Raw genomic sequence first — 21,318 nt, 5'->3', positions numbered from 1 at the left:
GGCGCATCCCATGCGCGGCTCATAGGCGGTTCACTCGGGTTATCGGGGGCATCCGGCAACGTATGACGACTCATGACGAGCATCGCGGATCGCCTGACATGGGCGAAATGGAACGAGGTACTCCGCAGCGTCTTGCTGCGCGCAACCAGATGTGGACGCTCGCCTGGACCGCCCTGTGCGTCCTGCTCTCCATCTGGTCGATCGCCTGGGCCGTCGGCGCGGCCAGGGGCAGCACCAACGCATGGGCCTACTGTTTCGTCGGTTTGGTGCTGCTGGCGTGCGCGCTGTGGGCCCGTCGCTCGGCCATTCGCAACAGTCCACCGCGCCATCTGTGAGGGGGAAGCCTGCCTGCGAATCGGAAGGATTGTCCGAGCTCGGGGAAGCACAGGGGCTGGGTGTGTTGTTCTGACACGTGGGTGACGCGGCCGGCTCCGGTTTGGGCCGACCAACGGGCGCCGTCGCCCAGCCGCGTTCACCGACCCGCGGCCAGCACTGCCGCGAGGCCCTCTTGCAGATCCTTGACGAAAAACTCGGGGACCTCCAGCGACGGGAAGTGCCCCCCGGTTTCGGGCGACCTCCACCGGACGATCTGCCGGAACCGCTCCTGTGCCCACGGGCGCGGGCACTTCTCGATGTCGCGGGGGTACACGCTGATTGCTGACGGGACGTCGACCCGCAGTTCGGGGTCGAGCGAGTCGTGGCTTTCGTAGTAGATACGGGCCGCCGACGCTCCGGTCCGCGTCAGCCAGTACAGCGTCACGTCGTCGAGAACGCGGTCCATCGAGATCGTCTCGAACGGGCTGTCCTCGGTGTCTGTCCACTCGGCGAACTTGTCGAGGATCCAGGCGAGGAGCCCGACCGGTGAGTCGACGAGCGCGTAGCCGATGGTCTGTGGTCGGGCCGCCTGCTGCTTCGCATACGCCGCGCGGGGGCCGTCCCAGAAAGCGCGGGTTTCCTCGGTCCATGTGCGTTCGGCCGCCGTCAGTCCGTCCGTAGTCAACCTGGGCGGTGCCTGCGGGGTCGTTGTGTGGATGCCGAGAACATGCGCCGGGAACCTGCCGCCGAGGACCGTGGTGATCACACCTCCCCAGTCGCCGCCGTGGGCCACGAACTTGCTGTAGCCGAGCCTTCCCATCAGTTCCACCCACGCGGCCGCGATCTTTTCGATGCCCCACCCGGTGGTGGCCGGCTTGTCGCTGTAGCCAAAGCCCGGCAACGACGGGACCACGACGTGGAATGCCGGCGCGCCCGCGTCCTTCGGATCTGCCAGCTCGTCCACTACGTCGATGAACTCGGCAATGCTGCCGGGCCACCCGTGGGTCAAGACCAGGGGAGTGGCATCCGCGCGCGCGGATCGGCGGTGCAGGAAGTGGATTCCCACCTCGTCAATGGTCGTGCGGAACTGGCCGATCTGGTTGAGGCGCGCTTCGAACGATCGCCAGTTGTACCCGGTGCGCCAGTAGTTCACGACGTCGACGAGGTCGGCGAGAGGAACGCCCTGTGCCCATCGGCGAGGGCCGGGCGCGGCGCGATGGACCGTTTCGGTCTCCGGCAGTCGCACCGCGGCCAGTCGCGCGCGCAGATCGTCGAGGTCGGCCTCAGTCGCGTGGGCTTCAAAGCCCTGCGCGTCGCTGGTCGGACGGTTCATGAGACCTCCTGATCGTGGTGGATCCGGCGCACTTTTCGCGAACCGGCTAAGACGGTTCTAGCAGTCCTCAAGATATGCCCGCAACCTGCTAAGGTGGTTCCATGCGTGTCGAGTTTCCTGAATTTCGCCTCGGCAGGGTCCTGGCGACCAGCTTCACCGCGACTCTGACGGAGCGTCGTGGCGACGCTGTGGAGTGCATTCCCACGCCGCAGCGACTCGTCGACTGGCTGGCGGTGAACGGCCTGGCCGTGAATTCCTGCACCACAGCCCAGCTCGAACTCGCTCGGAAGCTGAGGGAGTCGATTCACGCCGCCGCGACGGCGGCCGCGACCCAGGACTCTCTGCCCGCATCTGCTGTCCAAGTCATCAATGACTGCAGCGCTCAGGGGCGGGCCGCGGCCACCCTGACGCCTGAGGGCAAGCGGCGATGGCAGCTCAGCTCGGCTTCCCGCGTGGAGGATGCCCTCAGCGTGATCGCCGCCGACGCGGTCAGCATCCTCGCGGGCGAACGAGACGGAAAGCTGGCCCTGTGTGCGTCACCGACCTGCCAGGCCGCTTTCTTCGACGCAAGTCAGAGCCGCTCCCGCAGATGGTGTGACATGAACACGTGCGGGAATCGCCAGAAGAAAGCGCGCTTCAATGCCAAGGAGCGCAAAGACTTCAGACCGGCGGAATGATCGTTAACTCCACACTTGCGAGTGGGCTGCCGCATTCCTCCGGCTGCTCCAGGGCGCACGCCCGACCTGACGCTGGGCGCAGCACTCGACGCCACGCTTGCGCCCAGCCCTGATCGCGGCCACCACTGAATCCACTGAATACCGTCGAAACTCCTCAGGGCGACGCGTCGTCGATCAACCCAAAGCTCTCCGGGAACTCTGCCAGGAACTCGCGGCGGGCCGGGTCGGTCTCGGCAGCTGTCATTTCGCTGACCAGGTCGATCAGCTCTCGGCGCTGATCACCAGGCAGCGTGCTGACCACGTGGGCGACGCCCTCGAGTACCTTGACCGCGTCATCCGGATCCACTTGCTCGTCTTCGCTGCCGTCGATGAACCGCAGGACATCGACCAGAGCTTCGGCCAGTGCATGGGTAAGGGATGGGTACGAGGACGTCACGACGGCGGCCTTCCGGTAGATTGACGGTGGAGCCCAACCACCCCATCACAGCGGGGAACGGCCGGCCCTAGGTGCTCGCCGAGGCCCGGACGACGCCGGGCGACGCCGGGCGACGAAAAATCTGGTGTGCGGGGGCGCCGGAACCGGGTAACGTCTAGGTCATGTTCTTCCAGACGCCGATTTACGAGTGAGAGCGTGATGGGCCCCTGCTGACGTCCTTCGACGTCGCCGTGCCCGTCCCCCACCGTTGAATCCGTAGATCACTTCACATCATCCGGGAGAACCCGTGAGCAAGAACATCAACAACCCCGTGGGCATGGGCGGCGGCAAGCGCAAGAAGCTGTCCCGCGCCGAACGGCAGAACAACGGTCCGCACCGCAACCTCGACCGCAAGGGTGCCGCCGACCAGAAGGCGGAGCTCGTGCGCAAGATGCGCGAGAAGACCCAGGCTGCCGAGGGCACCGAGCAGACGGACGACGAGACCGCACAGAGCTGACGTATCGCCGCCGCAGGGCGGCACAGCACGGGCCAGGGCCCGGACCGCGACGCGCGGTCCGGGCCCTGCCCCGTCTGCGCAGCGTGATGCTGCGCGAGGATGTCATGTGCCAGCATTTGTGGAACTCGCGGCCGCCGCCCGTTCCAGGATGCCGGCGACCACCTCGGACTTGGCGTCCGCGTAGTTCTGCACGTACTCCCACTCCTGTTGGGACAGGAAGCGCTTGGTGTCGCCGTACTGCCTGCGGTCGCCGCTGTCCTTGCGCAGCCAGTCACGGAAGAGCAGCATGCGGTCGGCCTCAGGGCAGCCCGCTGACAGGACGTGCAGGTTGGCCGTAGCGGCACTCGAGTCGAGGTCGTACTTGCGCAAAACCCGGTGCTCGTACCAATCGGGCTCACGTATGACGAGCTCGAAACCGAGAGCCTCCAGGGCAGGAACATATGAGGCGTCGGCGGCGGAATCCGGGACGGTCAACAGCATGTCGATGACCGGCTTGGCGGGAAGCTCCGGCACGGAAGTGGAGCCGACGTGCTCGATCCGGTGCTCGATCCGGTGCTCGGGGCGGCTGAGCTGTTCACGTATCCGCGCGGCTTCCCGTTCGAAGATCAGAGGCCAGCGGGGATCGTAGTCCCGCAGGGTGACCTGGCCGTTGAGCTTGGGCGGGGCGTCGAGGTGGACTGCTTCGATCTCCTCGGCGGACATGGAGATGCGAGGGATCTGCTGCTCGGACATGGGGGCTCCCGTCCTAGAGACCTAGGAATATGTGGCGCTGGTGTCGCTGAATGGAACCGGATCTGAGCTGACAGCAGTCGGGGTGACGTGCTGCGCCATCGAGTCGGTAAAGGGCCGCGAACCAACGGTGGTTGGGCTCGACGCGGTCTCCGGCACCCCGGTCATTGATCTGAAGCCGACGATGGCGGAGTTCCGCCCGGTGGACATCAAGCAGCCGGAAAGGGTTAGCCAGTTGATGTCGGAGTACTTCCAGCCGTGAATGGTGGATGGTGGTCCTCAGTCGTAGCCGGCACACGTACGGGTTCGTAGCCAGCCCGCAGTGGGAGGAGGTAGCGGGACGGCGTAGGAGAACGATTGACGCTGCGGTGTCGTTCGTGAAGCATTCCGGACCGTGATGATGAACATCGATCATGACGACCTTGCCCACGGACAGACCGCTGCGGCGGACCGCCCGCTCGCCCTGATCACCGGGGTGGGCCGCACCGTCGGGATCGGTGCGGGGATCGCCCGTCGGCTGGCCACATCGGGTTGGGACATCGCCTTCACCTACTGGAGTGCGTACGACGCCCGCATGAGCTGGGGCAGCGAGCCAGGAGCGACCGAGGCGATTCGGCAAACTCTGGCCGAGCACGGAGCGTCCACCACCGCGATCGAGGCGGATCTCGCCGACCCGGACACTCCGGCACGCGTTTTCGACGAGGTCGAAGAGCGGATGGGCAAGGTCACCGCGCTGGTGATGAGCCACTGCGAGTCTGTCGACTCCGGGCTGCTCGATACCAGCATCGAGAGTTTCGACCGCCACTTCGCCGTCAACGCGCGCGCCCCCTGGCTGCTCATCCGCGAGTTCGGGCGCCGCTTCGCCGCAGAACGGGGTACCGGCCGGATCGTCAGCCTCACCAGCGACCACACTGTCGGCAACCTTCCCTACGGGGCGAGCAAGGGCGCCCTGGACCGCATCACGCTGGCCGCCTCCCACGAACTTGCCCACCTCGGGGTGACAGCCAACGCGATCAACCCTGGGCCGATCGACACCGGTTGGATGCCCGAGGAGGTGCGGGAGCACTGCGTGCGCAGCGCCCCGCTCGGCCGCCTGGGAACCCCGCAGGACACTGCGCACCTGGTGGACTTCCTGTGCTCCCGGGAAGGCGAATGGATCAACGGCCAGCTGCTCATGAGCAACGGGGGCCTCGCGTAGGAGATCCTATGAACCAGAGCGCAGCCCAAGAACGCTGTGCTGCACCAGACCGGAGGAAATGTCGCTCTTGCCTGAAGCCCGAGCAGACAGCTCCACCAGACCGGACCGGAGGTCGTCGGCCGGCTCACCGAGGACGATCGCGCTGATGATCAGCTCCAGCATCAGACGGTCGTACTCATCGCCCACGCTCCGGTAGCGCTCCCGGTCGGCCTCCACCACAGCAGAGGCGATCCTCCTCCCGCCGGCCGTCGGGGCGAAGGACGCCTCATACACTCCGTGACCGGTCCAACTCCGATGCATGAAAAGGACGTTGTCCTCAGCGAAGACATTCCACTTCTGGTCCATGTCCTGGGCTCGGTATCCGCGCCGGATTCGGTCCCAGTCCTCGTCAGTCCAGACCCGATCCGGCAACTGGGTCACCGAGCGGGGCGTGTTGATCGGATGGAGGCGCCGGAACGATTCACGGGTGAGCGGGGCATCTGCAGTCATGACGTGATCCTACGGAAGCACCACTCCGACAGGGCAGCGGATTTTCTTCGAGGGCAGAGCTGGTGAAACCCTCCAAGCTCGGCCGGGCATCGTTGTGCCGGTCAAGATCACCCTGTTCCGTTGCACGGCCCCAGACTTGCAGGACACGGCGGCCAGGTGGCGGCCGCGTCCTTGTCCGTGACGACAGCAGGGGGACCCCACTGTGAGCGAGCGCGTCATTGCGCCCAAGAGCCGAGGCTTCTTGTTCCTCGATTCCCATCCTGCCGGCTGCAGGCAACTGGTGGACGAGATGTGGCAGGCCGTCCCCTCCCCGGCCCCCGTCGGGGACGAAGGGCCGGTGGCCCTGGTCATCGGCTCGTCCGCCGGATACGGCCTGGCGGCGACGGTCGCGGGCCTGGCCCGCGTCGGTATCCGTGGCATCGGCGTATGCCTGGAAAAGGCGCCCGGGCGGCGCACCGGCACCGCGGGCTGGTATCGCACCGCTGCGACGTCCCTGCTCGCCCAACAGCATGGGCGGGACATGGTCTTCGTCAACGGCGACGCGTTCAGCGACGCAGTGAAGGAGCAGGTGGCTGACCTCCTCGCCGAGCGGTTCGGGGGACGCCTCGACTTCCTGATCTACTCGGTGGCCGCGCCTCGCCGCACCGACCCCGACACCGGCGACACGTACGCCTCTGTCCTCAAGCCGATCGGCTCGTCGCACACCACCAAGTCCCTCGTCTTCGACGAGAACGGTGCCCCGGAAGTGAAAGAGGTCACCACCGCGCCGGCCGAGGGCGATGACATCGACCAGACCGTGGCGGTGATGGGCGGCACCGACTGGGAACGGTGGGTCACCTTCCTGGCCGACCGGTCCTTGCTCGCCGACGGCTTCACCACCGCCGCCCTGTCCTACATCGGCTCGCCCCTCACCGCGGCGATCTACCGGCAGGGCACCATCGGCGTCGCGAAGTCCCATCTGGAAGCCACCGCGCGCACGTTGGACCATCGCCTCGGCAAGACACTTGGCGGCCGGGCCGTGACCTCGGTCAATGCCGCCGCCGTGACTCAGTCCTCGACCGCGATCCCCGGCATCGCCCTGTACGTCGGCCTGCTGCGCGGCGTCCTGGGTGATGCCATGGTGGCGCCGATCGGTCAACTGGTCCAGTTGTGGGACCAGTTGACCGGAGCCCGCCCCCTCGGCCTGGATGACGAGGGCCGGGTCCGCCTGGACACCTGGGAACTCGACCCCGCCGTGCAGCGTGCCGTCGCGGAACGCTGGGGCGCGTCCACCAGCGACACCATCACCGAACTCGCCGACCTCGACTGGTTCAGCGACGAGGTCCGCCGCCTCTATGGCTTCTCCGTCCCCGGCATCGACTACACCGCCGCCGTCGAAACCGACACACCCTGGCCCACATTCACGCGCTGACCGTGGAGTGGTCGGGGTGGTGGTAGCTGCTGCCACCACCCCGACGGCTGTGGTCGGCCCTGGCGGGGGAGTGGTAGATGTCGACCACGGCCGACCAGGACGCCGAGTTCTCCCGGGCCCAGCCCCTGACCCGGACCCAGGCCCTGGCGGCCGGGCGAGTCAGCGCAGGCCGGCGAAGAGATCGTTCTCGGGTGCGGCGGCGCCGGTGGCGTCCTTGACGCGTACGAAGGTCTCCATGCCCATCAGCTCGCCGAACCTTTCCTTGCCCATCTTGAGGAAGAAGATGTTCTCGCCCTGACTGGCGTGCGCGGCCAGCGCATCGAACTTCTGACCGCTGAACGCGGTGGTGTCCACCCACGTGGTGATCTCGTCGTCGGGGAGGCCGATCTCGGCCATCGCGGCGGCCTCGGCAGGATCCGGCTCCGGCATGTCCTCCCCGAACTCGCGCATGGTCTCCCCGAAGCGCTGCATCGCCGAGCGGGGCATCGTCGTCCAGTACACCTTCGGGGTCAGCGTGACCATCTCCAGCGCCGCCATCGTGATGCGGTGAGCCTGGATGTGGTCGGGGTGGCCGTAGAAGCCGTTCTCGTCATAGGTGACGACGACATCGGGCCGGTAGTGCCGCATGAGTTCCGCGAGCCGCGCGGCCCCTTCCTCCACGGGGGTCTGCCAGAAGGATCCAGGGGCGTCGTTGCTCGGCCAGCCCACCATCCCGGAGTCTGCGTAATCCAGCATTTCCAGATCGCTGATCTTCAGTACGTCACAGCTCTCCTCGAGTTCCCGGCGGCGCATCTGGGCGACGGCAGCCGGGTCGTGCCCGGGGTCGCCCGGCTTGAGACCCCCCGGTCCGTCACCGCAGCCGCCGTCGGTACACGTCACGAGGACCGTCCTGATGCCCTCTGCCGCGTACCGCGCGAGGACCCCTCCGGTTCCGGTTGCCTCGTCGTCGGGGTGGGCGTGCACTGCCATGAGCGTCAAGGGCCGGTCAGTCATGAAAACAGTCCTTCGGTAGGAATACGTAGTCAGCAAAGTGCGCGGGGGGCGACCGCGACCCTGAGGGCCGGGCCCTGGTGGGGTGGATGGCCCGGTGGCCCCCGTCCGTACGGCGCAGGTCCCTCGGTCGGTGCAACCGTGCCGACCGGACTGGATGTTCCCGGCGCCGCTGATTGGCACTCCCCGATTCAGGCGGGACGCTCGGCCATGACGATCACGCCCGGCCCGGTCTGCCCGTTCGCGGGGAGGCGTAGCTCGGCGACGGGGTGTAGTCCGGCCTGGTCGATCAGGTCGACGAGCTGTTCCGGGCGCCACTGGTGTGTGGTCCAGCGAACGGGCACCCCGCCGTAGGCCTCGGTGCGCACCGCATCCTGGTCGCCGACGTGTGTGGCGGTGATGAAGTGTCCGCCCGGCTTCAGCGCGCGTGCGAACAGGGCAAGGACCTGCGGGAGGACGGCGCGGGGGAGATTGAACAGTGACCACCATCCGAGCACCCCTCCCAGGGATGCCTCGTCGAGGTCGAGCTCGGTGGCGGAGGCGACGCTGAAGCGGCACTGCGGATACAGCCGGCGCGCGTTTTCGATCATGCGGGGGGAGAGGTCCACCCCGGATATGTCGACTCCGCGTTCGGCGAGGTAGCCGGTCACCGTGCCGGGGCCGCAGCCGACGTCCAGGACGGGCCCGAGGTCGGCCACGGTGTCTGCGAAGGCGTCGATCGATGCCTTGAGCCAGGGGCGGCGGCGAATGTCGCCCATACCGGTGGTCGCCACCATGTGTGCGTAGTTGTCGGCCACCTGGTCATAGGACTCCCGGACGACGTCGAGATCGGCGGGGCGGTCGATACGGCGTGCGCGCATCAGCCAACCATAGGGCGGCGGCCACCTGGAGCGTCGTCTGCCCGGTGCATGACTCCGGCGCGTCTTGAAGTGGAACTCACGCCGCAGCAAGTCGTGTTCACCGGATCGCAACCTTCGCACAACCCTTCGTACGCCTCGTGAGTCACATTCCCGCAAGCCTTTCTTCCGCATTTCCCCTTTGACCAACGGAGTTCCACCGTGCGTGTACGTACCCTGGCCGCCACCGCCGTCGTGGCGGCGCTCACCGCCACCGGTCTGACCCTGCCGCTCGCCGGGAGCGCCGCGGCAGACACGACGACTCCGCGGTTCGACTTCAACGGCGACGGATACGCGGACATCGCCGTCGGCATGCCCAATGCCACGGTGGACGGCAAGGCCAAGGCCGGCTACGTCAGCGTGATCTACGGCGGGCCGCAGAGCCCGAGCCAGTCCACCGGCGTCATCAGCCAGGCCGAGGCCGGCATACCCGGCACGCCCGAGGCGGGCGACCGCTTCGGCTCCTCCGTGGCGCCCGTCGACGTGAACGGCGACGGCGTCTTCGAGCTCGTCGTCGGTGCGAGCGGCGAGTCGCTCACCTCCGAGCAGGCCAGGAACGAGGGGACCATCACCGTCCTGGACGGCTCGGGGGGGAACGTCAAGGGCACCACCGTGGCCAGGGGCGCGTCCGAGTGGAGCAGCATCGGCAGCACCATCGCCACGGGCGACTACGACGGTGACGGCGACACCGACCTCGCGTACAACGAAGGCGGCGAGGAGCACGGCTCGCTCTCGTTCAGGCCGGGCCCGCTCACCGCCGATCCGGTGACCCCCACCACCTTGCGCTCCTACAGCATGGGCGGCCGCACCCTCGACCTGGCCACCGGCGACTTCGACGGTGACGGACGGGACGACCTCGCCACCACCTGGCAGGCCATGGAGGACTCCGGCACCTTCATCACGCGCTGGGACAAGCAGGCCGAGCCCGCCCAGTGGTGGGCCGACGCCGACCGCGGCAGCGCGCTGGCCGCCGCCGACTTCGACCGGGACGGCACGGACGACCTGGCGGTCGGCCTCGTGCAGCCCAACCCCGAGACGGAGACCACGCATTGCGAGGACCGCCTCGGCGGTGCGGTGCTCCTGCTCAAGGGCTCGAAGACCGCGGAGTTCGGCACCGAGAACGAGTGCATCACGCAGGACAACGCTGAGGTCGGCGGCACCGCAGAGGAGGGCGACGACTTCGGCGCCGCGCTGTCCGCCGGTGACCTGAACGGCGACAGCCGTCCGGAACTGGTGGTCGGTGTGCCCGGCGAGGACGTCGGCACCGTGAAGGACGCGGGCGGCTACGTCACCCTGAACGGCACGGATGACGGCCTCCATGGGGGTCTGGCCCGCAGCCAGAGCACCGTGAACATGCCCGGCGCGGCCGAGGCCGGCGACCGCTTCGGCGCGCAGGTGGCCGTCGGCGACTACAACCGCGACGGACTGTGGGACACCGCGGTCAGCGCGCCCGGGGAGAACGCCGGTGAGCCCAGGTCGGGTGGTGTCTGGTTCGCGCCGAGCAGCACCGAGGAGACGTACCCGGTGGGCAAGTCGCTGACCCCGTTCGGTTTCGCGCTGCCCAACGGCGCCATCAAGTACGGCGAAGTCCTCGGCCAGTAGGTCCGCCCTTTGACCTCGTAGCACGTGAACTGGCTTTCTCACCTTGCGATGTGGAGTACCTGCGCGCAGCAAGAAACTCTCGGCCGCCCTGCTCGGCGCAGCCACCGCCCTCGTCTCGGCGGGGCATGCCCCCACGGCTGTTCGGGCTGCGAGGGGGCGCTGTACTACGGGCAGATACTCGGGGGTTGAGACGGCGGTGAGACGGGTGGCGCGCCGCTGATTTTGGCGGCGCGCCGCCGCGACGAGGGAACGGCCACCTTGACGGGTGGCGCTGCGGAGGGCCAACTGCGCTTTCCCTACGCCCCGGGCACCGAGAAGCGGAAGAGTTTCCCGGGCCAGGCGGCGTACAAGTCATCGCCGACGGCCTGTGCCGACCAAGAGCCGGAGCCGCCGGTGGCCCGGTGGTGCCAGATGCGCTCGCCGGTGTCGGCGCGGAAGGCGTACAGGCCCTTGGGGCCCGCGGCGACGAAGAGGCCGCGCAGGGCACCCAGCAGGTCGAGGTCGCCCAGGCCCGCTCCCGCGGTCCAGCGTTCGGCGCCGGTCTTGGCGTCTAGGCCGTGCAGGACTTTCTTGTCCCGATAGCAGACGGTCGCCCCGGCGCGTGCGAAACCGCGGTTGCCGCGGGCGGCGGTCTGCACCGACGGTGCACAGCAGCCTGGAGCGGGTCACCGCGCGCAGCGACATCCCGGGCCGCGGGAGCTCCTTGGTCCACTCGAGTACGGGGGCTGCGACCGCGCCTCCGCCGTCCCTCGCCGCGGGAGCGAAGGAACCAGGCGGCGCCGCCCGCTGCCGGGGCCACGGCGAGTACGGCGCCACCGGTCAGCAAGCGGCGGCGGCTGAGCAGCGGGGCTTGGAGATGGAGGTCCGCCGCCGCCTCGGGCACACCTACGCGGCAGCGGGCCACCCGGCCGAGGCCGAGTGGCAGTTCCACCTCGCGCGGTCCTTGGTCGGCGCGATGTAGGGCCACTGGCCCTGTTCGGCGGGCGGGGGGCCTTTCCCCGGGGTTGTGTGGCGGGAGCGTGTACTTTTCGGGCGGTGTCCCGGAGTCTGTTGTGGTGGACTCACCGTTGACCACTTATCTGCTTCCCGCCGTCCTGGCCGTGATCATGTTCGGTCTCGGACTCGGCCTGGCCGTGGCCGACTTCCGCAGGATCGCGGCGTTCCCGCGGCCGGTGGCCTGCGCGCTGTTCTGCCAGCTCGTGCTGTTGCCCGCCGCTTGCCTGGGTTTGGTGTTGGCCTTCGATCTGGGCCCGGCGCTGGCGGTCGGCATGATGCTGCTTGCGGCGTCTCCCGGCGGCACCATGGCCAACATCTTCAGCCACCTCTTCGGCGGCGACGTCGCCCTGAACGTGACACTGACCGCCATCAACTCGGTGATCGCGGTCGTGACGCTGCCGATCGTGGTGAATCTGTCCCTGAACCACTTCATGAGCGGTACGGATGAGACGCTGGGCCTGCGTTTCGACAAAACGCTGCAGGTGTTCCTGGTGGTCCTGGTGCCGGTGGCGGCCGGGATGCTGGTGCGACACCGCCGACCGGATTTCGCCGAGCGCTCCACCAAGGTGGTGAAGGTGACAGCGGTGGCCGCGCTCGTCGGGATCATCATCGCGGCGCTCGCCGCCGAGCGGAAGAACGTGCTGGGCTACCTCGCCGACGTAGGACTGGTGACCTTCCTCTTCGGCGTCATCTCCCTGAGCGTCGGCTACGGAGCGACCCGGCTGGTCCGCGGCGATCACCGGCAGTCCGTGGCCACCTGCTTCGAGATCGGCATGCACAACACCACGCTGTCGATGGCGATCGCCCTGAGCCCCTCGCTCCTGGACAGCACCCGCATGGCGATCCCCTCGGCGGTGTACGCGGTGCTGATGTTCGCCATGGCCCTGGCCACCGGTTTCCTGCTCCGCCGCATGGCTCCGGCAGATACCGCCCACACCGCCGCCGCGCCCCCGACGCCACAAAAACCGGTCGGCCCGCAGTAACTTCCGCGCGTCGCCCGCCCCACCACAAAGTCTGCTCCCCGCTTTACCATCCCTGACAACGGCGTTGGCGGGGGATGCGGCCGGCGCCGTGGTCGCGCTCGCCGAGCTACTTCCGCACGTTGCACGGGTGTTGGGCGACGATCACGCCCACACTCTGTCCGCCCGCCACGGGCTGGCCCACCTGCGGGGGGAACGGCTGATGAGCAGGCACCCGATTGATGACGAGACTCATTCAGGCCGTTCGCGTTTCGTGACACGGTTCTTACCGGGGCTCCGCGAGCCCCGTGGGTGTATCAGCTGGGTGTGTCCGTGGGTTCGCCGGGAACATAGGGGTGGGCTGTGAGGCGTTGGGCTTCCGCTGTGACCTCGGCATCCACCTGGTCCGCTGTTCTGTCGCCGTATTCGAGAACGTCGTACTCGTCATCGAGTTCGGCGAGCCGCTCCGTCCGGGGCAGCTCGTGTCCGTAGCGCTGGTGAATGCGGAAGGTGAACTCCCGAGGTGTCAGTTCGCCGGCGAGCATGCGGCGTGCGAGCGCTCGCGGGACGGCTTCCTGGCCGGCACCGCTGCCGACCGGATAGAAGGTGAGGCCGAGTTCGTTGAGCGCTTGGGGGAGCAAGTCGTGGACGTCGTAGTCTGCCTCGGCGCGTGTGCAGGCGGCGAGGATTCGAAGGCCGGGAGTGTCGAGTCCGGCGACGAGCGCGTCACAGGCGGCATCGACGACGTCGCTGGCCCGGATCTCTCCGATGCTCCAGAGGGCGGCACAGTCCTGTAGGGCGCTTGCTGCTGTTTCGGTCGACGTCACTCGCTCATGATTCCCTTCGCGGCGCGTCCGGGTCGAGCGGATTTCGTCGAAGTTGCTGCTCGGCGGCCTGCATCAGCAAGGCTCGTCCCCCCTGGGGTCGGTGGCGAACGGGTCGTCGGGCGGCGCGAGGGACGCCAAGGATCTCTTAGGCTGCCCGAATGACCTCAGACGCGATATCAACAGCGGCAGCGGACGCGGCTGCGGTTGCGGACGCGAGCAAGGCTCCGAAGGCTTCCCAGTTCACCTCTCCGGTGATCCTGCCTGGTCGCCGTCGCGGTGCTGTGACCCGGCTGGATCAGGGCGTCCTGATCGTGCGGTCACGCGCTTCCGAGAGGCGCATACCGGTCGCGGCGATCGAGCGGGTGGAGGTCAAGGGGCCCAGGGGGCGCAGACTCGTGGTCGTACTCACCGCGCAGGAGGCAAGTGATCAGGCGTCATTGACCGTCTACAGCCGCAGCGCTCCTGGAGTGCTCGCCTTTGCCCACACACTGAGGCAATCCCTGCCGGTTCGCGACGAGGCCCAACCCCGGTCCGACGGAGCCCTGCTGGCGACGCGGGTACCGGTGGCGAAGCCGGCCGTCGACTGGCGCCGCATGGCCTTGCGTTGCTCAGTGTCGCTCTACCTGCTGGCAGCGGCGATGATGCTGATCGCCGGTCTAGCCGGTGCAGTTGAGTGGTACGCGGCCCTGGCGTGCTGGTTGATCGGCGCTGTCGCGGTTCCGCTCCGCCACGGCGTGCGCGCAGGCTGGGAGATGACCCGAGAGACATGGCGGCTCCGCACCTGCGGCGTCCTCGTCGCGGGGCGCAAGCTGTACTCCGGTACCTATGAGTTCACCGATGTCGACGGGCGGACCCGTCAGCTCACGGACCAATACGAGTCTGCGGAGCAGGTGCAGATTCTCTACGATCCGGCGGCTGCCGGACAGGTTGCCCAGGTGGGTCGCCGAACTGCCGGCACGCTGGCGTTCGCCGTCCTCGTCTGCCTCCTGTCCCTCGCCATGACCGTGGCGTTGGCGGCCCTCGGGGTGGCGGGACTGCTGGCCGCTCTGGACGTTCTCCCTGTCGGCGTGTACTGAGGCCAGACGGAGGAAGCGGAACCGGCGCCACGCTGCCAGGGATCCACAGGGCCGCCCGGAGGCTGGTCAGCAGGTCGACCGGGGCGCGATGCTTGGGGCAGTCTCCCCCCCCAGGAGGGCCCATGAAGGCCATCGCCCAAGGCTCCTACGGCACCGCCGACAACCTGGAACTGCGCGACATCGACTGTCCCGTTCCCAAGGGCAACGAAGTGCTGGTCCGGGTGCATGCCGCCGGGGTGGACCCCAGCATCCTGCACCTCATGACGGGCAAGCCGTACATCGCCCGCCTCGCTCTGGGACCGCGCAAGCCCAGGAACCCGGTCCGCGGCTGGGACCTTTCCGGAGTGATCGAGACGGTCGGTGCGAAGGTGACGCGCTTCGAGCCGGGGCAGGAGGTCTTCGGCAGCGGCGACGGCTCGTTGGCCCAGTACACCTGCGCCAGGGCCGACAAGCTGGCGCCCAAGCCCGGCAATCTCACCTTCGAACAGGCCGCGGCTCTCCCCGTCTCCGGCGTCACCGCCTACCAGGCCCTCAGCGGCAAGGCCCGCCCCCAACCAGGGCAGAAGATCCTGATCATCGGCGCCTCCGGCGGCGTCGGCTCCTATGCCATACAGCTTGCCGTCGCGCAGAAAGCTGAGATCACTGCCGTCTGCGGCCCAGGCAACGCGGACTTCGTGCGGGCCCTCGGTGCCACCCACGTCATCGACTACACCAGTGGGGAGATCACTGACTCCAAGCAGCTGTTCGACGTCATCCTGGACACCGCAGGCAACCGCCCGCTGTCCCTGCTGCGCCGCGCCCTGGCCCCCAAGGGCGTCCTGGTGATGGTCGGGGGCGAAGGCGGCGGTGACTGGGTGGGCGGAATGGGGCGCCAGCTCGGCGGCTACGCACTCTCGCCCTTCCTCGGCCAGACGCTGAGCAGCTTGATCGCGAGGGTGCGCCACGAGGACTTGCTGGTCCTCAAGCAGCTCTCCGAGAACGGCACCATCGCACCGGCCATCGACCGCACCTACCCGCTCGACGAAGCCGTCACAGCAATCAAGCACCTGGAAACGGGCCACCCCCGAGGCAAGATCGTCGTGACCATATGAGCTGAGGGCGACCGCGGCGTCAGCCGCACCAAAGCTGCAACCGGCGGAAGAAAGGAGGGCGACGGCCGTGACCGGTGTCGCCCTCCTTCCCGCTTCTTCTCACTTCCCGCGGCCTCGCAAGAGGCTCACCGCGAAGAACACGGCTCCGACGACCACAATCACGCCGAAGGCGATCCCAAGCCATGGGGGACCATCGGGCCCTCCACCGGGGGCTGCCAAGCCTCCTGCGTACATTTCCCGTGTCCTCTCCGCTACCAGCTCACTTCTGTCTTGGCCGAACATCCCGGCTTGGCCCTGTGCGAAGGGTTGGCGCAGCCGAGGTCTCACCCGGGTACCCGCTGGCGCACGTACTGCCCGTGCGGCCTGGCGCCGATGGAGGGTGAACGTTTCTGCGGTGAACTTTTTCTCCACTTGGCCGACGCTTCGGCGCGTGCCCGCCGACCGTGCCCGGGAGCGTCGGAGGCTGCTTGGGTGATCAAAAACGTTGCCCGCGGCCTGGCCGCGCTCTCGCTGTCCCTTGTCCCGCTCCTCGCCCCCTCTTTTTTTGCGCCGACTCCGGCGCGGGCGCAGGCCGTTGACCCGCAGACCACGACCCTGGCAGACGCCGTGCATCGCCTCCCGGTCTCCGACGAGCGCGGGCATGGCTATGCCCGCGCCGCCTTCAAGCACTGGAACGCAGGGGCGGAGAAGGACAACGGGTGCGACACCCGAGCCGAGGTGCTGATCGCCGAGGCCGCCGAGGCGCCGTCCGTCGGTGCGGGCTGCGAACTCTCCGGCGGTGAGTGGCTGTCGTACTACGACGCCCAGGAAGTCGAAGACGCCGACAAGATCGCCGTCGACCACCTGGTCCCCCTCGCCGAGGCGTGGGCTTCCGGTGCGTCGCAGTGGAGTGAGGATCGCCGCGAGGCCTACGCCAACGACCTGGGAGCCCCGGCCTCCCTGGTCGCGGTCACCACCCGGACGCACCGCGCCAAGGCCGACCAGGACCCTGCCCAGTGGCTGCCGCCGTTGCCCTCCGCGCACTGCCGCTATGTCGCGGAGTGGGTGGGCACCAAGCTGCGCTGGGACCTCGCCGCGAATCCGGCCGAACTTGATGCCATCGCTGTCTTCGCCTCAGGTCAGTGCAAGGACACCGCAGTGACCTACACCGCGGCGTCCTAGCTCTGGACCTGCCAAGCCGGGGCCGGCACGTTCAGTGTGCCGGCCCCGTGCCGTAGGTGACCCTCCCCGCCGTGGGAGGCGTCGGCAGAGCCGAGTGCCCTGGTCCAGGCACCGGTCTCGAGGTGTCTGCTGGACAACTGCCCCATGCCTGTGCCCTTTTACGCGACGTGTGCGCCAAGTCGGACCGAACCCCCCAAGGTTCAGCGCCGACGTCCGCTTCTACGGGTAGACCAGCCCGTCCCCACGCCGCCCACGTGCAAGGCGAGAAGGGCGAGCCCGACGAGCATGAGGCTTGTCGGGCTGAAGATGGCCTCAGTCGACGTCTCGGTTGCATGGATGAGGAAGGCGATGACGAACAGTACGGCCGCCCCGAATGCCAGCATCTGTCTTCTCCTGTCGATGGACGGCGAACCACAAGCGATTCCGGTGACTGCGCCGCTCCTCGACGAATGCCCCGCGCACCACTGATCACGCATGGCGGAATGCTCCGAGCCTCGTCCGTGCACCCGCGCTGCGTCGAGGATCAGTCACGGCGTCCGTCGCGTACGCCGCCTGCCGGGCGCCGCACCAAATAGGTGCCGGCGGCAGCGGCGAGCAGCACCATGACACTGATGAAGACAAGCCCGGCCTCCTCCAAGCCGAGTGGCTCGGAGAGCACGCCGATGCCGATGACGGGGATCGAGATGCCCGTGTACGCGACCACGAAGAGGGACGAGATGACGCCTGCCCGATGTGTCTCAGGGGCGGCCTTCGCGACGCCTGCCACCGCGGCCCGCAGGGCAAGTCCCTGACCCGCACCGCCCACCAGCGCACTGAGCACCAGCATCGGGAGTTTTTCCCAGGCCAACGCCCCCGCCAACAGGCCCAGGCCGGCGATCAGCAGGAGGCAGCCGAGCGGCAGCGCCCTTGCCACACCGAGCCTGCTGACCAGGAGTTGACCGACGGTGGAGGCGAAGAACGCCAGGAAGACGATCAGCCCGATGAGGGCGAGGTTCGTGACGTCGAGCGTGTGGGTCAGGAAGGCGGGGGACACCGAGGTGAACACGCCCAGCAGGGAGAAGCCTACGAAGGCCGCGAGCGCGGCCGGTACGAAGACCTGGCGGACCTCCGGCGGCAGGCTGGGTCCCTGCGGTCGTGCCGTGCGCAGGGGCTTCGGGGCGCGCACGGTCTCAGCCAGGGACCAGATCATGGCGAACGCGAGCCCCACCAGGACAAGATGCACCACGAAGGGCAGGGACAGCGGCATCGGCGCGTACTGGGCCAGCAGCCCCGCGAGCAGCGGGCCGCAGCCGAGGCCTCCCATGTTGGCCGCGGTCGAGGCGAAGGCGGCTCGCCCCTCCTTGCCGGGCGGGGCGCACTCCATCACGTACGCGGTCGCCGCGCCGGTGAACAGCCCGGCCGACAGTCCCGACAGCAGCCGCCCGAGGTAGAGAAGCGGCAGGCCACCCTCCACCAGGAAGCAGACGGCACTGAGCGCGGCGAGCCCAAGGCCGCAGAGCAGGACCGGTCTGCGGCCGACGGTGTCCGAGACGTTGCCCGCCAGCAGCAGGACACCGATCACGCCGAATGCGTAGACGGCGAAGACGACCGTCACGATCAGCTCGGAGAAACCGAGCTCGTCCTGGTACAGACCGTAGAGCGGGGTGGGAAGCGTGGTGCCGGCCATGCATACGGCGAAGGCCCCGGCGGCCCGGAGATAGCCGCCCCGTGGACGGTCCGGCACGGTGTTCTGACGATCACTCACACCCGGAACCGTAGCCGCCGTCGGCTGGACGCAGGCGTTTTGAGGTGCTGGCGTGGTGTCGTCCTCGTGCAGACGGAGGCGGAAGAGCCTGGAGAAGACGATTGATCACCAGCTGACATGGCGTGACACCAGCTCCCGAGACGAGTTATCGCGCCATTCCGGCCTGCGGCGTCGACGCTCGCCCGGTGTGCTTCACATACGGGTTGCACCGTTCTTGAGATGCCGATTCAAAGCTGCCGTGAGTCCCGACATCGCCAAAGCGGCCAGGGCGAAACAGCCGCAGACGAAGCTCACGGGCGCGGCCCATGCGGCGGGCAAGCCGTACACCGAGAGGGAAATCTGAAACCCTGCGCCGAGCGCACTCGATGCTGCGGCGAGCAACCATGTGCCAGGGGTGAACGCAGTCCAGATATCACCCCCGGCAGCAGACCGCGCGATGCGTACGAAAACCCGCCCGGCAAGTACCGCGCACGCGAATGGCGAGACAGCGGCCAGCCCCAGCAAGAGCACTATGGGCAGGATCCAGATACCGGCATCTTCGGACGCGAGGGTCATGCGTGCATGACCGCCTGAGCAGCCAAAAGGTTGCCCGAGCGCAGGAGCTACGAGGAGGCGGTGGCGCCTGGTTGTGTGTCGTCGGTGTCGGGCTCCTGGGGCGGGTCGCTGAGTTGTTCGCGTAGGTAGTTCCAGATCACCGCGGTCAGGGCGGTCGCTGGTACGGCGAGGAGGCTTCCCACGACGCCGGCGAGGTTGGCGCCCAGGGTGACGGCCAGCAGGATCACGCCTGCGTGCAGGCCGAGCCCGCGGCTCTGGATGATCGGTTGGAAGACGTTGCCTTCGAGTTGCTGGACCACGACGATGATGGCGAGCACGATCAGCGCGTCGGTCAGGCCGTTGAAGACCAGGGCGATGAGTACGGCTACCGCGCCGGCGAACAGGGCGCCCACGATCGGTACGAATGCCGTGATGAAGGTCAGTACGGCCAGCGGGAGGACGAGGGGCACGCCCAGGATCCACAGGCCCAGGCCGATGAAGACAGCGTCGAGCAGACCGACGAGCGCTTGGGACCGTACGAAGGCCCCCAGGGTGTCCCAGCTGCGGGCGGCCACGGCGGGGATGTGGAGGGCGAGCCGGCCGGGGAGCTGACGGGCGAGCCAGGGAAGGAAGCGGGGGCCGTCCTTGAGGAAGAAGAACATCAAGAAGAGCGCCAGGATCGCGGTGACCAGCCCGTTCAGCACGGTGCTCACTCCGGTGAACAGAGTGCTGACCATACTGCCGACGCTGTCCTTGATCCGGTCGGTTGCCGAGTCGACTCCTCCCGAGATCTGGGCGTCGTCGATGTTGAGGGGCGGCCCGGCGGCCCACTGGCGCAGTTTCTCGATGCCTTCGACCACGCCGTCGCTCAGTTCGCCGGACTCGGAGGCCACCGGTACCGCGATCAGCGCCACGATGCCCGCAGCGGCAACGAGGAAGAACACGGTCACCGCCGAGGCCGCCAGGGCGGGAGGCCACCCGCGCCGGCGCAGGAAACGGGCGAGGGGCCAGGTCAGCGTGGTGAGCAAGAGGCCCACTATGAGCGGCCAGATCACTGACCACATCCGACCCAGCACCCACAGGGCCGCCGTAGCGGCCAGAACAACCAGCAGCAACTCGGCGGAGACCCGTGCCGACTGGCGGAGCGCCGCGGCGGTTTTCGTAGAACTAAGCGTGGCAGGCATGGGGGACACCTTAGGGATACTTCTGCCACATGGGGGCACCGCAGTCCCGTGGGAGCGATCTCGAAGTGCTCAGCGACAGGTGCCGGTTTCGTCGGCACGGCGCTGTGCGGCCCTTCGGGACGGTCAGCGGCTGATGAACGGCTCGGTCAGGTGCGGGGTCGCGAGGTGCAGGGTGGTGGCCGGGCTGCCGAGCACCTGTTCCCTCGAGGACCTTGCCTGTTGCGGGTCCATCTCGTGGGCGTACGCGAGTTCGGGGTGCAGCAGTTGGATCGCGTGCACGAGGAGGTCACCGGTGACGGCGACCTGCTCACGCCCTGCCGTGGCGATGACGCTCTGGTGGCCGGGTGTGTGGCCGGGCGTGGCGACGATGCGTTCACCGCTGGGCAGTGGAACGTCGCCGTCGAGCAGGCGTAGCTGGTCGGTCTTTTGGAGTGGGTCGATCAGGCGGGACCGCAGTTGCGGGTTGATTTCTTCGAGTGCGTCGAGTTCGGCCTGCTGCAAGAGGTATTGGGCGTTGGAGAAGTACGGCTCCGGCTGCTGGCCGCCGAGGACGGCCCAGCCCACGTGGTCGGTGTGCAGGTGGGTGAGGACCACGGTGTCGACGTCGGATGGTTCGACGCCCGCGGCGGCCAGCGAAGCCGGGAGCGCCCCGGGCACGGGCGCCCAGGAGGCCGCCGGGCTGTCGGCCGGGCCGATCCCCGCATCGACCAGCGTCACCCCTTGGTCGCTGCGGATCGCGAACGCACGGAACTGCAGCAGCCAGCGCCCCTCGGCATCCACCGCGCCGGCATCGAACTGGTCGGCCGCCGCCCATTGCTGGGTGGTGGCGGCGGGGAATGCCTGCGACCGGGGGGAGAAGAAGGGGCCCTCGCCGTCGGTCAGTGCGATGACGGTGTACGGGCCGACCTGTATAGAAGGGGGCATTGCACAGATGGTGCCACTGGCGGGGGCCCCAAGGCCAGGCGAATGCTCTCTAGTTGATTTAGGGTATTGGGCGCGTCGCCGAGCTGGCGGGCCTCGGTTTTCCTTCCTGCATCGGCTCTCGACTTCACTCGGCGTGTGGTCCTGCCGGGCGTACCACTGGCATCACCCCGGGGCAGCTGCCCTGCTGTCCTGTCGGAGCACTGTGCGCCTCCCAGCATGGCGCGGCTGAAGGCCGGCTACGGCTATTGCT

The 21,318-nt window shown here is 68.2% G+C and carries 25 protein-coding genes; 12 read left to right on the top strand and 13 right to left on the bottom strand.

Going from position 1 to position 21,318, the window contains the following annotated elements; all coding sequences use genetic code 11:
- The first annotated feature begins 107 nt into the window (after nucleotides 1–107).
- Nucleotides 108–335 (top strand): hypothetical protein, encoded by a 228-nt coding sequence (locus tag ACZ5U5_RS00410; protein WP_469014528.1) that lies wholly within the window; start codon nucleotides 108–110, stop codon nucleotides 333–335.
- A 137-nt stretch (nucleotides 336–472) separates the two neighbouring features.
- On the opposite strand, the gene ACZ5U5_RS00405 is transcribed toward ACZ5U5_RS00410, so the two are convergent.
- Nucleotides 473–1,648 (bottom strand): epoxide hydrolase family protein, encoded by a 1,176-nt coding sequence (locus ACZ5U5_RS00405; protein WP_469014526.1) that lies wholly within the window; start codon nucleotides 1,646–1,648, stop codon nucleotides 473–475.
- Nucleotides 1,649–1,749: 101 nt separating this feature from the next.
- Between ACZ5U5_RS00405 and ACZ5U5_RS00400 the strand changes: the two genes are divergently transcribed.
- Complete coding sequence (locus tag ACZ5U5_RS00400) at nucleotides 1,750–2,325, top strand: CGNR zinc finger domain-containing protein (protein ID WP_469014523.1); 576 nt, start codon at nucleotides 1,750–1,752, stop codon at nucleotides 2,323–2,325.
- Nucleotides 2,326–2,479: 154 nt separating this feature from the next.
- Here ACZ5U5_RS00400 and ACZ5U5_RS00395 read toward each other — a convergent pair whose 3' ends face one another.
- A complete protein-coding gene (locus ACZ5U5_RS00395; RefSeq protein WP_469014521.1) occupies nucleotides 2,480–2,761 on the bottom strand; it encodes a hypothetical protein in 282 nt (93 codons plus the stop codon).
- A 286-nt stretch (nucleotides 2,762–3,047) separates the two neighbouring features.
- Between ACZ5U5_RS00395 and ACZ5U5_RS00390 the strand changes: the two genes are divergently transcribed.
- Nucleotides 3,048–3,257 carry a DUF6243 family protein gene (locus tag ACZ5U5_RS00390; RefSeq protein ID WP_469014520.1) on the top strand — a complete coding sequence of 70 codons (210 nt, stop codon included), beginning with the start codon at nucleotides 3,048–3,050 and terminating at the stop codon, nucleotides 3,255–3,257.
- 102 nt (nucleotides 3,258–3,359) lie between these two features.
- On the opposite strand, the gene ACZ5U5_RS00385 is transcribed toward ACZ5U5_RS00390, so the two are convergent.
- Complete coding sequence (locus ACZ5U5_RS00385) at nucleotides 3,360–3,989, bottom strand: GrpB family protein (protein ID WP_469014518.1); 630 nt, start codon at nucleotides 3,987–3,989, stop codon at nucleotides 3,360–3,362.
- Between the two features lie 31 nt (nucleotides 3,990–4,020).
- On the opposite strand from ACZ5U5_RS00385, the gene ACZ5U5_RS00380 reads away from it, so the two are divergent.
- Both ACZ5U5_RS00380 and ACZ5U5_RS00375 read left to right on the top strand, forming a co-directional pair.
- Nucleotides 4,021–4,248, top strand: a complete 228-nt coding sequence (locus ACZ5U5_RS00380; protein WP_469014516.1) for a hypothetical protein — start codon at nucleotides 4,021–4,023, stop codon at nucleotides 4,246–4,248.
- 138 nt (nucleotides 4,249–4,386) lie between these two features.
- Nucleotides 4,387–5,184 (top strand): SDR family oxidoreductase, encoded by a 798-nt coding sequence (locus tag ACZ5U5_RS00375; protein ID WP_469014514.1) that lies wholly within the window; start codon nucleotides 4,387–4,389, stop codon nucleotides 5,182–5,184.
- A gap of 6 nt (nucleotides 5,185–5,190) precedes the next feature.
- Here the strand turns inward: ACZ5U5_RS00375 and ACZ5U5_RS00370 are convergent, their stop codons facing one another.
- A complete protein-coding gene (locus ACZ5U5_RS00370) occupies nucleotides 5,191–5,673 on the bottom strand; it encodes a hypothetical protein (RefSeq protein ID WP_469014513.1) in 483 nt (160 codons plus the stop codon).
- A gap of 202 nt (nucleotides 5,674–5,875) precedes the next feature.
- Between ACZ5U5_RS00370 and fabV the strand changes: the two genes are divergently transcribed.
- A complete protein-coding gene (gene fabV / locus ACZ5U5_RS00365) occupies nucleotides 5,876–7,084 on the top strand; it encodes an enoyl-[acyl-carrier-protein] reductase FabV (RefSeq protein WP_469014511.1) in 1,209 nt (402 codons plus the stop codon).
- Between the two features lie 159 nt (nucleotides 7,085–7,243).
- Here fabV and ACZ5U5_RS00360 read toward each other — a convergent pair whose 3' ends face one another.
- Complete coding sequence (locus ACZ5U5_RS00360; RefSeq protein ID WP_469014508.1) at nucleotides 7,244–8,077, bottom strand: PIG-L family deacetylase; 834 nt, start codon at nucleotides 8,075–8,077, stop codon at nucleotides 7,244–7,246.
- 188 nt (nucleotides 8,078–8,265) lie between these two features.
- Nucleotides 8,266–8,934: a class I SAM-dependent methyltransferase gene (locus ACZ5U5_RS00355; RefSeq protein ID WP_469014506.1), complete on the bottom strand. Its 669-nt coding sequence runs from the start codon at nucleotides 8,932–8,934 to the stop codon at nucleotides 8,266–8,268.
- 198 nt (nucleotides 8,935–9,132) lie between these two features.
- Between ACZ5U5_RS00355 and ACZ5U5_RS00350 the strand changes: the two genes are divergently transcribed.
- Nucleotides 9,133–10,572 (top strand): FG-GAP repeat protein, encoded by a 1,440-nt coding sequence (locus ACZ5U5_RS00350; protein WP_469014504.1) that lies wholly within the window; start codon nucleotides 9,133–9,135, stop codon nucleotides 10,570–10,572.
- A gap of 296 nt (nucleotides 10,573–10,868) precedes the next feature.
- On the opposite strand, the gene ACZ5U5_RS00345 is transcribed toward ACZ5U5_RS00350, so the two are convergent.
- Nucleotides 10,869–11,210: an outer membrane protein assembly factor BamB family protein gene (locus ACZ5U5_RS00345; RefSeq protein ID WP_469014502.1), complete on the bottom strand. Its 342-nt coding sequence runs from the start codon at nucleotides 11,208–11,210 to the stop codon at nucleotides 10,869–10,871.
- Nucleotides 11,211–11,215: 5 nt separating this feature from the next.
- On the opposite strand from ACZ5U5_RS00345, the gene ACZ5U5_RS00340 reads away from it, so the two are divergent.
- Nucleotides 11,216–11,533 carry a hypothetical protein gene (locus ACZ5U5_RS00340; RefSeq protein WP_469014500.1) on the top strand — a complete coding sequence of 106 codons (318 nt, stop codon included), beginning with the start codon at nucleotides 11,216–11,218 and terminating at the stop codon, nucleotides 11,531–11,533.
- A 94-nt stretch (nucleotides 11,534–11,627) separates the two neighbouring features.
- Complete coding sequence (locus tag ACZ5U5_RS00335; protein WP_469014497.1) at nucleotides 11,628–12,551, top strand: bile acid:sodium symporter family protein; 924 nt, start codon at nucleotides 11,628–11,630, stop codon at nucleotides 12,549–12,551.
- A 293-nt stretch (nucleotides 12,552–12,844) separates the two neighbouring features.
- Here ACZ5U5_RS00335 and ACZ5U5_RS00330 read toward each other — a convergent pair whose 3' ends face one another.
- Nucleotides 12,845–13,354 carry a hypothetical protein gene (locus ACZ5U5_RS00330; RefSeq protein WP_469014494.1) on the bottom strand — a complete coding sequence of 170 codons (510 nt, stop codon included), beginning with the start codon at nucleotides 13,352–13,354 and terminating at the stop codon, nucleotides 12,845–12,847.
- 158 nt (nucleotides 13,355–13,512) lie between these two features.
- Here ACZ5U5_RS00330 and ACZ5U5_RS00325 point away from each other — a divergent pair, with 158 nt between their 5' ends.
- The 3 genes from ACZ5U5_RS00325 to ACZ5U5_RS00315 all read left to right on the top strand — a co-directional run bounded on the left by ACZ5U5_RS00325 (nucleotide 13,513) and on the right by ACZ5U5_RS00315 (nucleotide 16,682).
- On the top strand, nucleotides 13,513–14,430 hold the full coding sequence (locus tag ACZ5U5_RS00325) for a hypothetical protein (protein ID WP_469014491.1): 918 nt from the start codon (nucleotides 13,513–13,515) through the stop codon (nucleotides 14,428–14,430).
- A gap of 122 nt (nucleotides 14,431–14,552) precedes the next feature.
- Complete coding sequence (locus tag ACZ5U5_RS00320; RefSeq protein ID WP_469014489.1) at nucleotides 14,553–15,521, top strand: NAD(P)-dependent alcohol dehydrogenase; 969 nt, start codon at nucleotides 14,553–14,555, stop codon at nucleotides 15,519–15,521.
- A gap of 471 nt (nucleotides 15,522–15,992) precedes the next feature.
- Nucleotides 15,993–16,682, top strand: coding sequence for an HNH endonuclease family protein (locus ACZ5U5_RS00315; protein ID WP_469014486.1), 690 nt, complete (start codon nucleotides 15,993–15,995; stop codon nucleotides 16,680–16,682).
- Between the two features lie 200 nt (nucleotides 16,683–16,882).
- Here the strand turns inward: ACZ5U5_RS00315 and ACZ5U5_RS00310 are convergent, their stop codons facing one another.
- The 5 genes from ACZ5U5_RS00310 to ACZ5U5_RS00290 all read right to left on the bottom strand — a co-directional run bounded on the left by ACZ5U5_RS00310 (nucleotide 16,883) and on the right by ACZ5U5_RS00290 (nucleotide 21,068).
- Nucleotides 16,883–17,065, bottom strand: a complete 183-nt coding sequence (locus ACZ5U5_RS00310; protein WP_469014484.1) for a hypothetical protein — start codon at nucleotides 17,063–17,065, stop codon at nucleotides 16,883–16,885.
- A 140-nt stretch (nucleotides 17,066–17,205) separates the two neighbouring features.
- Nucleotides 17,206–18,426, bottom strand: coding sequence for an MFS transporter (locus ACZ5U5_RS00305; RefSeq protein ID WP_469014482.1), 1,221 nt, complete (start codon nucleotides 18,424–18,426; stop codon nucleotides 17,206–17,208).
- 192 nt (nucleotides 18,427–18,618) lie between these two features.
- Nucleotides 18,619–18,981, bottom strand: coding sequence for a hypothetical protein (locus ACZ5U5_RS00300; protein WP_469014480.1), 363 nt, complete (start codon nucleotides 18,979–18,981; stop codon nucleotides 18,619–18,621).
- A gap of 47 nt (nucleotides 18,982–19,028) precedes the next feature.
- Nucleotides 19,029–20,144 carry an AI-2E family transporter gene (locus ACZ5U5_RS00295; protein ID WP_469014477.1) on the bottom strand — a complete coding sequence of 372 codons (1,116 nt, stop codon included), beginning with the start codon at nucleotides 20,142–20,144 and terminating at the stop codon, nucleotides 19,029–19,031.
- A gap of 123 nt (nucleotides 20,145–20,267) precedes the next feature.
- Nucleotides 20,268–21,068: an MBL fold metallo-hydrolase gene (locus tag ACZ5U5_RS00290; protein ID WP_469014475.1), complete on the bottom strand. Its 801-nt coding sequence runs from the start codon at nucleotides 21,066–21,068 to the stop codon at nucleotides 20,268–20,270.
- Nucleotides 21,069–21,318 lie beyond the last annotated feature (250 nt).

This window comes from Streptomyces sp. NPDC033177 (genome assembly GCF_055577715.1).
Note: the sequence above shows the minus strand (reverse complement) of the source record. Positions and strands in the feature narration are given on the sequence as shown.